At 55.6% G+C, this 10,336-nt stretch carries 10 protein-coding genes and 1 pseudogene; 5 read left to right on the top strand and 6 right to left on the bottom strand.

Annotated elements, in window-relative coordinates; all coding sequences use genetic code 11:
* Nucleotides 1-30 precede the first annotated feature (30 nt).
* Entirely contained in the window at nt 31-1,089 is a 1,059-nt protein-coding gene (locus tag BLP45_RS05540; RefSeq protein WP_090370620.1) for a cobalamin-independent methionine synthase II family protein, read from the top strand.
* A gap of 179 nt (nt 1,090-1,268) precedes the next feature.
* Here BLP45_RS05540 and brnA read toward each other — a convergent pair whose 3' ends face one another.
* Both brnA and BLP45_RS05550 read right to left on the bottom strand, forming a co-directional pair.
* The gene (gene brnA, locus BLP45_RS05545; RefSeq protein WP_090370622.1) at nt 1,269-1,499 is read right to left on the bottom strand and encodes a type II toxin-antitoxin system BrnA family antitoxin; all 231 of its coding nucleotides are present in this window, start codon (nt 1,497-1,499) and stop codon (nt 1,269-1,271) included.
* Nucleotides 1,486-1,749: a BrnT family toxin gene (locus tag BLP45_RS05550; RefSeq protein ID WP_090370624.1), complete on the bottom strand. Its 264-nt coding sequence runs from the start codon at nt 1,747-1,749 to the stop codon at nt 1,486-1,488. Before BLP45_RS05550 ends, brnA begins: the two co-directional genes overlap by 14 nt.
* A 158-nt stretch (nt 1,750-1,907) precedes the next feature.
* Here BLP45_RS05550 and BLP45_RS05555 point away from each other — a divergent pair, with 158 nt between their 5' ends.
* The 3 genes from BLP45_RS05555 (at nt 1,908) to BLP45_RS05565 (ending at nt 5,347) form a co-directional block, all read left to right on the top strand.
* Entirely contained in the window at nt 1,908-2,804 is an 897-nt protein-coding gene (locus tag BLP45_RS05555; protein ID WP_090370626.1) for an alpha/beta hydrolase, read from the top strand.
* A gap of 314 nt (nt 2,805-3,118) precedes the next feature.
* Nucleotides 3,119-4,600 carry an alkaline phosphatase D family protein gene (locus BLP45_RS05560; RefSeq protein WP_090370627.1) on the top strand — a complete coding sequence of 494 codons (1,482 nt, stop codon included), beginning with the start codon at nt 3,119-3,121 and terminating at the stop codon, nt 4,598-4,600.
* A gap of 9 nt (nt 4,601-4,609) precedes the next feature.
* Nucleotides 4,610-5,347, top strand: coding sequence for a hypothetical protein (locus BLP45_RS05565; protein ID WP_090370629.1), 738 nt, complete (start codon nt 4,610-4,612; stop codon nt 5,345-5,347).
* 347 nt (nt 5,348-5,694) lie between these two features.
* Here BLP45_RS05565 and BLP45_RS05570 read toward each other — a convergent pair whose 3' ends face one another.
* The 3 genes from BLP45_RS05570 to BLP45_RS05580 all read right to left on the bottom strand — a co-directional run bounded on the left by BLP45_RS05570 (nt 5,695) and on the right by BLP45_RS05580 (nt 8,971).
* Nucleotides 5,695-6,969 carry an O-acetylhomoserine aminocarboxypropyltransferase/cysteine synthase family protein gene (locus BLP45_RS05570; protein WP_090370632.1) on the bottom strand — a complete coding sequence of 425 codons (1,275 nt, stop codon included), beginning with the start codon at nt 6,967-6,969 and terminating at the stop codon, nt 5,695-5,697.
* A gap of 45 nt (nt 6,970-7,014) precedes the next feature.
* Nucleotides 7,015-7,755, bottom strand: a complete 741-nt coding sequence (locus tag BLP45_RS05575; RefSeq protein ID WP_218117955.1) for an SDR family NAD(P)-dependent oxidoreductase — start codon at nt 7,753-7,755, stop codon at nt 7,015-7,017.
* A gap of 184 nt (nt 7,756-7,939) precedes the next feature.
* On the bottom strand, nt 7,940-8,971 hold the full coding sequence (locus tag BLP45_RS05580; RefSeq protein ID WP_090370633.1) for a fatty acid desaturase family protein: 1,032 nt from the start codon (nt 8,969-8,971) through the stop codon (nt 7,940-7,942).
* Between the two features lie 230 nt (nt 8,972-9,201).
* Between BLP45_RS05580 and BLP45_RS05585 the strand changes: the two genes are divergently transcribed.
* Nucleotides 9,202-9,615 carry a MarR family transcriptional regulator gene (locus BLP45_RS05585; protein ID WP_256327705.1) on the top strand — a complete coding sequence of 138 codons (414 nt, stop codon included), beginning with the start codon at nt 9,202-9,204 and terminating at the stop codon, nt 9,613-9,615.
* A gap of 355 nt (nt 9,616-9,970) precedes the next feature.
* On the opposite strand, the pseudogene BLP45_RS05590 reads toward BLP45_RS05585, so the two are convergent.
* Nucleotides 9,971-10,075: pseudogene (locus BLP45_RS05590) on the bottom strand (tyrosinase family protein); the annotation flags it as partial.
* Between the last annotated feature and the right edge of the window lie 261 nt (nt 10,076-10,336).

Genomic DNA, 10,336 nt, shown 5'->3' on the forward strand with positions numbered 1-10,336 from the left:
TGTAAGAAGCAGAGCTACCAGGAGTTATGCATGACAATCCCCACCGAGCCCATTGGCAGCATTCCGAGACCGCCTGAACTGATCGAGGCGCTTGCGGACAGAGACCACATGGACCCGAAGCTCGACGCGCTTTATGAAATTGCCATAAGGGATACCATCGAGAGATTTGAGGCGACCGGCTCACCGGTGATTACCGATGGCGAACAGAGGAAGTACCATAATTTCTGGACCTATCCGGTGGATGGGCACCCACACACGACTCCGGACGGCTTTATAATTCCATTCGAGGCCGGCCACAACCGCCGGATGCCGCAACTGAAATCCGGGCCATTCCGCTACAGGCTATACGCGGACCGCTACCTGGATAGCGCCATGCGGCACACCCGCGTCCCCGTCAAGCAAGCGGTTATCTCGGCTTCCGCCTTGAGCCTCATGTATCCGGCCACGGAGATCCCGGGCTACTCGCGTGCGCAGTTCATCGATGATCTGCTGCGCGAACATGAGACCGAGATTCGCCGCTGCCTTGGCAAGGGTGCGCACAAGGTTCAGATCGACTTCACCGAGGGACGGCTGGCGATGAAACTTGATCCCACCGGGAAACTCCTCAACAGTTTTATCGATTTGAATAACCTGGCACTCTCGCGTTTTACTTCCGAGGAGTTGATGCGAATTGGAATCCATACGTGCCCTGGCAGCGACCAGAATTCGACGCATAGCGCCGATGTCGATTATGCCGAGCTGTTGCCCAGTCTATTCCATTTGAAAGCGGGGAATTTTTATATCGCGTTAGCGGGCGAACAGGATTACGTGCGGGTGCTGAAGATCATCCGTGCGCACATGAAACCGGATCAGCGGATATTTATCGGCGTCGTCGCGCCCATCGATCCGCACATAGAAAATCCGGAACAAATCCGCGACCGCATACTCGAAGCGGCCAAGTACATTCCTGTCGACCAACTGGGCACAACGGATGACTGCGGTTTCGCCCCTTTTTGCGATGACACATCCACCAGTCGTGACACAGCCTTTGAAAAGATACAAGCCCGCGTCATCGGCACCGCGCTCGCTTCGAAAGTGCTGGCAGGCTAGTTGTTTAACGCGATGCTACGGCTGATAACCGGGATCCTGCATAAGCCCCAAAATCGGGAACGGTGGATAGTCATAGAAAGAAAATCAGCTAACAGGCGGCTTGGCGCAAGGTATCCGATATCATATCCGTATGCCGACCGCATGATCAGGCTGCTTCGTGGCGGGAAACACTCAGCTCTTCAGCCGGTATGGCGATGATCGAGTTTATCCGCCAGCCAGAGCTTGATCAACGCTTGGCGGGTAACGCCAAGGCGGTGTGCTTCCTTGTCGAGCGATTGCACCATCCAGGCGGGGAAATCCACATTGACGCGCCGCGCTTCAAGACCAGGCCGTCGCGCTTTTTTTAAGTCCAGCCACGCCGTTACGTCGTCATTCTCATCGAATTTCTTATCAAGGTCAGAAGCTTTCATAGTGTTCCATCTCCTCTTTTCGAGAGCGCCTGACCGAGATCAAACGGATACTTTCATTGCCGTAAGTCATTACGGCAGACCAGTGCCCGCCGTCGATTTTGCCGATGACCAGATAACGCGGCTTATCCAAACCTCTGGCGGGGATTTCCGCCCGGTCCGGGTCATCCCATATGGCTTGCGCTCTATCAAAATCAATTCCGTGCCTGCTTTTATTGGCGGCACTTTTCTCGTGGTCATATTCAAAACGCATCCGTAACTCTGTAAAAGTATAATAACAATGTTGTTATTATACCTTATTGATGAAATAGCAGATCCGGGCTACGCAGCGCAACCCGGCAATCCGCCCGCCATCCGTGCAAGACAGAAAAATAAACGCGTTTTTATTTAGCCCATCAACCATCCGAAAACATGCGCCGCTGGATTCTGCTAGGAATGTCGGCTTGCCTGGCCGCCGTAATACTTGTCGCCATTGGCGTTGGCGAATTGCTGACAGGCGCCGCCCCCACCGCCGTGGATTCCCTCGCCGGCACGCTGTCAACCGATTTTCCGGTCGAGCCTGTGCAAATTCCCGTCAAGGCCGGCTCCCGCGATAGGGATGCGAGGGTGCATGGCTGGCTGCGGCGCGGTGCGCGCGGAGGCGGCGTGCTATTGCTGGTTCATTCGATCCGGAGCAACCGGGTGGAGATGCTGAGCCGTGCCAGGTTCCTGAACGCGCAGGGGTATGGCGTCCTTCTCATTGATCTGCAGGCGCACGGCGAGACAGACGGAGACCGGATCACCTTTGGCGTTCGCGAATCGGAAGACGTGGAAGCTTCCGTTGCCTATCTGCGGGAGAACTTCCCGTCCGAGAGGATCGCAGCCATCGGCGTGTCGCTGGGCGCGGCTGCCATTGTACTGGCGCAACACGCCTTGAAACTTGACGCCGTGGTGCTCGAATCGCTCCACCCGACCATCGAGGAAGCCGTCGAAAACCGCTTGAGGCTCCATCTGGGCGAGTTTGGACCAGCGCTTTCGCCGCTCCTGCTGTCGCAGTTATCGTTCCGCCTGGATATTTCACCCACCGAATTAAGCCCCATCACACGCATTGGCGATCTCAATGCGCCATTGCTGCTGATTTCCGGTACCGACGATCAACATACCAAAGTGGCGGAAACCCGACGGTTGTTTGACGCTGCCCGGCAGCCCAAAGAAATGTGGATTGTTCCTGGCGGCGGGCATTTCAACATGCACGCCTATGCAGGCAAGGAATATGAAGACCGCATCCTGGATTTTTTCGAACGGTATCTGCGCGAGCGAGAGGATTGACACCGCATCCACCCTGCATTCATTGCACCGTATATCATCAATGATAACGGGAAAGCGTACCGCCTCTTGTCTCGAAAGAGTTCCAACACGCAAATAGTTTCGGCTTACAATCCCCCTACCATGCACAACGTCAATAAATTGATATGTCCTATATGCTCCTCCCGCTTCCGGTAGATACTCTGTTCGATGGATTACGCTTTGCTTCACCCATCCTACGCCTCAAACCAGGAACATAGGCATTGGATTCACTATGAATGGAAATACAGCGCTGCAATTCCTGTCAATGGACCCCTGCTTGACCGCATGAGGCCGACATGAAAATATCCCTCGTGCCCCGCGCTGCGCCGAGCGACTGTATACGCATATGGGTCGGAATTCTTGCTCCCCATGCGCCTGCGCTTACCTGGTTTCTGGACGGCAAGCCGATTGCCGATGCCCGTCTACATCCGTTGCGGCCTCTTGCAAGCGCCATCCCGGCGGAGCTTCTCGGCGGCCTGCCCGCGGATAATTTTATCGGGCTATTCGAGATCAGCGGCCTTGACCCAGGCACCGCCTACCTGGTGTCGGTCAAGGCGAGCATTCCTGGCGCGACGGCAAGCGCGGAATTACGCACCAGGACGCTCGCCTCCACCGTCCCCAGCCTTCTCGACGGCACGTTCAACGTCCTTCTGGCCTCCTGTTTTTACCGGCCGGAAGACAAAGGGCAGGCAGGCGCTCTTGCGAGCCAGCTGAACGGCGCTACCCGGCCCGATTTGACGCTGCTGCTGGGCGACCAGGTTTACCTGGATCTGCCCACGCTCGCGAACTTCCCCGACAACGCCGCCGCTCTCGCACAAAGATTTGAAGGCAACTACCGCGCGAACTGGCAGGGAGAAACCGGTTATTCGCAACTGCTCGGGCTCGCACCGGCAGCATCCGTTCCTGACGACCATGAATACTGGAATAATTTTCCCCACGGCAGTCCTTTTATCCAGAACAGCTGGACGCAGTCCGGGCGCGATAACTGGACCGCGGCCGCGGCTGCCTTGTATAAAGCCTTTCAATTCTCCTGTGAACCCGAGGCGTATCATTTTGGTGGCCAGGCCGAGCTGGGCGACGCATCGGTAATCACTGTCGAGCCACTGTCGTTCTTTCTGGCGGACGGACGGTCGAAACGTGACCCCGGCCGCGCCACGGTACTCACGGCAAGAGGGAGGAAACAGCTGGAACACTGGGTTTCCGAGGCGATACAAAAACGGCATATCGGCATATTCGTCACAGGGCAGTCGATGCTCGATTCTCCGGCAGGGGGATTGAAAGGCGCGCTCGCCGGTTATCAGTTGTCGAATTATGGGGATTTCAGTTATGTCACCCATGCGCTGGGGCGGTTCGCCGAGGCAGGCCTGCCCATTACCATGATTACCGGTGACGTGCACTGGGGGCGCGTGGCGGCGGCAAGGGATGCGCGCACCGGACGGGAGTCGATATTCGAAATCATCTCCTCTCCCACATCACTCGTAAGCACGGTGGGAAAAGATCAGCTGATCGCCCTCCAGGGGACAATCAAGGGCCAGACCGATGCCTGGCCGCGCCATTCCAGTCCAGGATCCGTACCGGAATTCCTTTGGTTCGGTGATTTTGGCGCACGGTTTGTCTGCTCGCGGATGCACGAACAGCGCGGCAATCACTTTGCGCTACTGTCGTTCACCCGTAGCGGCGCCGGCGTACGTCTGCGCATTACCTATTACCCGATTCACGAAGATCTCAACCTGCGCAAGCCGCAAGCCGTGCGCGAGATATTATTAGTTCCCGACTAAGGAGAATACATGCCTACCCTATCTTCAAAAGCCAAATCGATCAACAAGGAATTCGCCGAAGCCAGGAGAGCCCGTGGAAAGACCAACATAGACTGGCTGCGCTCGCATTGGCGGGATGACAGAGTAGCCATATTGCTGCTCGGCGGCACGGGTCTGATCGACTTCCGCCTCAGGGTTGCGCAATCGCATTTGCGCAACGACCTGACGCCCAGCCACTGGTCGCATGTTGCGCTGCTGGGGCAGAGCGACGTTAACAACCTGGCTGCCGCGCCGCTTTACGAAATCTCGCTCATGCCCCCTGCCGGCTTCGGTCTCCCTCCGGCAAGCAACGGCGTGCAGGAATCGGTTTTCGGGAGATATGCCGATGCCAAAAGCTTCCCCAACATCGCAATCCTTTACCTCCCGGCCTCGGTCGCGCCCGCCAAACTCATGGAAGCGCTCGAGCGCTTCCGGAAGCAGCGTGCCGTGCTCGACGCGGTACAACTCCTGGTAGCGTGGCTAGGGTATATATGGGGCGTAGGGCGCGCGGGGAATCCATTGCTGGACGGGTTGGGAATTCCTTCCGCCGCCATGCTTGAAACTATCAGCGGCGCCGAGGGGTTCGACCTCACGCCAGGGCTTGAAAGCCGCGCCAGCTGCCCGGAGGCAATCTGGCAGTCGGCGCGCTGGTGGCACGACTATCACAGGGAAAACAAGGAAGGCCCGATTACCGGCGCTTTTTGTACCACCCACTACCTGCCGACGTAGGACTCTGGCGAGATGAAATTTTGTAGATACTCTGCTCGCTGTCAACAATATTTTTTATTTTTTTATGCAGGCACATTGCCCTGCGCCTACTCCCCTTTACCCAGTCATTCCCGCGAAAGCGGGAATCCAGACGCTGCCTGGAACAGGCCGTCATCTTGCGGTGGGTGAATTCAGGCAACCGAAAACCCATGGATTCCCGCTTTCGCGGGAATGACTGCGCTTTGTAGGATGGTGTGGAGCGAAGCGCAACCCATCATTTGGCTTGGCGAATCAATTGATCCCCCATGCAGCCAGATCGGTGATCCGGAAAATCAAACTCACGCAGAAACCTGATGCGGGTCGCGCATTCAAACAATCGCCTCCAGCGCCTGGGCGATATCCTCAATAATGTCGTCAATATGCTCTATGCCGACGGATATTCTGACAAGGCCTTCCGAAACCCCCGAGGCCGCCAGCTCATCGGGATTCAATTGCCGGTGGGTCGTCGATGCGGGATGACAGGCGAGCGATTTGGCATCACCAATATTCACCAGGCGCAGGATCATCTTCAGCGCATCGATGAACTGGCCGCCGGCAGCCGCACCGCCGGCAATCCCGAAGCTCAGGATGCCTGACGCTTTTCCCTTGCTTATCTCATTGCACAGTTCGTGATATTTGCTGCTGGGCAATCCCGCGTAATTCACCCACTCCACTTTCGGGTGGCTTTCCAGATACTGCGCGACCTTCAGTGCGTTTTCACAATGCCTTTCCATTCTCAGTCCGAGCGTTTCCAGGCCTTGCAGTATTAAAAATGCGCTATGCGGCGACAAAGCCGCGCCGGTGTTGCGCAATGGCACGACCCGGCAGCGGCCGATGAAGGCGGCGGTTTCAAATGCTTCCGTGTAAACAACGCCGTGATACGACGGATCGGGCTCGCTCAGCAGGGGGAAGCGTGCCTTGTGCTTTATCCAATCAAATTTCCCTGAGTCAACGATGATTCCACCTACTGTCGTACCATGGCCACCGACATATTTTGTCAGCGAGTGCACGACTATATCCGCGCCAAAGGTAAAAGGCTGGCATAGATAGGGCGTGGAAACAGTGCTGTCAACGATGAGGGGTACTCCATGCCGGTGAGCGATATCAGCTAATTTTTCGATATCGACGATATTTCCCGCGGGATTTCCAATGGATTCACAAAAAACCGCCTTGGTGTTGGCATCGATATGCCGCTCGACCCCTGCATAGTCATCGTGCGACACCATGCGCGCGGTGATTCCCTGCCGCGGAAACGTGTGCGCGAACAAATTGTAAGTGCCCCCATAAAGCTGGCTGGTGCTCACAATATTGTCACCGGTGCTGGCGATGCATTGAATGGCATAGGTAATTGCGGCCATCCCTGAAGCAACGGCCAGCGCGCCGACACCGCCCTCCATCTCCGCCATGCGCTGCTCCAGCACGGCGGTGGTAGGGTTCATGATTCGCGTATAAATATTTCCATGCACCTTTAAATCGAATAAATCAGCGCCGTGCTGGGTATTATCAAACGTATAAGAGGTTGTCTGATAAATAGGGACTGCCGCGGCTTTCGTCGTCGCTTCGGAGGTGTATCCGTGATGCAATGCCAGCGATTCCAGTTTCATACGGTTCTCTCTTCTTCAAGTTAAGGAAGCGGCGCAATGGATGCTTTACCATTTCTCCGCGAAAGGCCGGAGATCGAGTTCAAATGTCCAGGCTTGTTTATTCTGCTGGGTGAGGAAGTAGACGGATTCCGCAATCCGGGAGGGTTCCATGAAGAATTCATCCGGTTTGTCGGGCATCTGCTGCCTGGTTCGCCGCAGATTCACAACCCCGTCAAGTATCACGTAGGCAACATGGATATTCTCGGGCCAGAGATGCCTTGCCAAAGACTGGGCAAGTCCCCGCTGGCCTGACTTGGCGGATGCAAAGGGAACAAAATTGGCCCCGCCCTTGACAGATGCGGTCGCGCCAATGACGACGACATTGCCGGATCCTGCAGCGCGCATATCGGGCAGCACTTCCTTGACCGTTAAAAACAGTCCCCTGCAATTGACTTCCCAGGCAGCCTGAAAATCCTCCAGCGTGGCGTCGTCGATATTCGCGAAGGCGCCCGCGCCGGCGTTGTAGACGAGAACGTCAACGGGACCAAGTCGTTGCCGGATTTGAGCGAAAACGCCGGGAGCGGCGTCAGGGTCCCGGACATCATATTCAAATGGGACAGAACCCTTGATGCACCCCGCAATGTCGTTCAGTCTCTGCTTGTCACGGGCACAAAGTGCTACCTTGTAGCCATTGGCGGCAAATCGGTCCGCAATCGCCGCGCCGTTGCCCGGACCAACACCGACAACCACGCAAACACCTTTGTCCATATCGGCGCCTCCCAAGAATCCCGCTTCGCCGGCCGTCATGGTTGCAAATCAATTTGGCTTTGGCTGCCATCCACACGTTCTTAATATACGGCATACGCCCGCACAAAGTCGAGCGGCAGAAATGTGTCTGGCGCGAATTTTATCCGGTTCGGGTTGAGGCTATCGTTTTACGATGTCTTTTAGCGTGAAATACGCGTTCCGCGGCACGCTTATGCCGGGGACATCAGAGCGGCGTCAGGAAAGATACCCCACTCACGCCCACTGCGGAACCGCTTTGAAGGCGTTGCGCGAACCGGTCCCCTTGCGTCTCGCTATCGTCGCCGAACACCCGCGCTACCCTGCCCTTGTGAAAGCTGGATAACTGCTTGCGAAACGGGATGACAACAGACGTATCGGTCCCATACAGTGCCTGATGCAGCTTTGGCAGCGCATGCCAGGGCGTTGTCGGCCTGGTGTGATGCGCGTTGTGATAACCGAAATTGAGGGTAAGAAGATTCAGCCACGGATGCCTGGCCGAAATGAGGTTGCTGAACGTATGGGATTCCTCGTAGTCCCGGTCGCCCCTATGTTTGGTCAACTCCGCATTGTCGGCCACCAGCGCCAGGACAACGCCGTAGTTGTGCTGGAGCGCATCCATGAAGCGCAAAACCGTCAGCATGATGACGTAGGCCAGCAGGTAGCACACATAGGCCATGGGCGAATAAAGGAATAACGCCAGCAGCAGGCTGAAACGGATAGCAATGACCTTGACTGCCCGAAACCGTTGATCCTTCTTTTCCTTGAAGATGAACGGAGCGAGCATGAGCACGCCATGCATGATGAACTCGACAGCGGGCACATACAGCCACTCCAGCACCTCCACGATTTTCCGTTGAACCGGATGGCTCGCGAGATAACCCCGATAGTCGAACGTCATCACATCCGCGTTATCCACGTGATGATGCATATGGTTCGTGCGCAAATCGCCATACATTCCATAACAGCCGCCGGTCAGCCAGTTTAATGCGCTCCCCAGCGCCGCGTTGTGATGTGGCGATTTGAACAAGGCATTGTGTCCGCAATCGTGGATCATATACGAGGCGATTATCATGCCGTGCGCCATTGCAAACGTACCGATCGCCATGAGAACCGAATTCAGGGACAAGATGAGCGCGGCTCCGCCAAAATAAGTCAGCGCGCAGTAAAGCAGCGCTGAAATGTTCGGGCGCAAGCTGCCCTGATAACGAAACCAGGTTTTCTCGATGCTGTTGATCATGGTGTTGGAGCCTCTTTTCGCAGCCGCCATCGTTTATGCCGGAATTGTCCGCCCGGTAACTCAAAATTCCCGTATCGGAATTTTAGAAATTATACATGTAAAATTACAGGTAAAAGAGATATAATCAGCCCTCGTTAGTAAATGCAAATTCCGCAAAGTTCAACGCAAAGTTCAACGCAAAGTTCAACGCAAAGTTCAACGCAAAGTTCAACGGTGAAACACAAGAAAAAATGGGCAAACCCAATCGGCAGGTGAACATCAGGCGCCGCCAGTTCATTCAGCTGCTTAACAGCACGGATCAGTACTGGATGGATGTTCTGGGAGACAAGCTATTCCATGATTTGAATTATTACGATCTGTTCACGCAAATGTGGCTGCGACTCAACGGAACTCCCGCCGATACGTTCTGCAAGTCCGAGCTGTACCAGCTCATGCCGAACATCAGCCAGCGCACCGCCATCAAGTACATCCAGGTTGCGATCGATCATGGATTGCTTATCGAGCACGTCGATCCCGAAGACCTTCGCTCCAAGCGCATTGCGATGTCTGCCGATCTCAAGCGTAAAATCGAGATGTTCCTGGATTATTCCATTGCCGTCTTCGAGGTGTTTCCCCTGCCGGCTTCCCGGCAGCAAGGCTCATAAAATGGATGGTGGCAGTGCATCCGGAATGGTAGGGTGCAATAAGCGAAGCGCATTGCACCATCGTGGGTGTCGCTGCAGCAGGTAACGATGAAGAAATAGACTCCGCTGGATGCTGGCAATGGGTAATCAACAGATTCCCATGCGGCGCAATGCGCTTCGCTTATTGCGGCCCTACCTCTTGCTCCATTTTAGAGATACGTGCAATGCGGCCGAATACGCTGCTCGGCACCTGCAAGCTGAATCAGCGTAGCCTCTCTGGCAATTTAGCCGGCTTAGCCGGCAACGCAGGAGCGTGCCAATGCCGCATTTCTACACGTAGGTATACCCAAGCGCAGCAATATCGCGCGTGGCCTCCTCATTCTCCGCCCATGGCAAGGCTTGGGTTCTGGCCAGGATTCGCCGTTTGCCATTCTGCCCAGATACGATCTATCTCCGCATGACGCATCCAGAACACCGGATTCGCGGGCCGCGGTAGGTATGCCTCCCATTGATCCGCCTACCCATACATGCCCGGAGTTATGAATGCCATCCGCTAGCTGATGGGGCGCTCTTCGTCGCAGACATATTTGCCGGCATCCTGTTCCGGCGCGAATCTGAGGGCCTCAAACGCTTGTCCCACAGTAGTAGTAGGGCGTAATAAGCAAAGCGCATTACGCCGCATGAAGTATCGTCAATCTTCTTCTGGCATTCATTGGAGTGCAGATGCAAGGATTACAAATGA

Origin of the sequence: Nitrosospira sp. Nl5, from assembly GCF_900102495.1 — a bacterium.
Taxonomy (GTDB): Bacteria; Pseudomonadota; Gammaproteobacteria; order Burkholderiales; family Nitrosomonadaceae; genus Nitrosospira.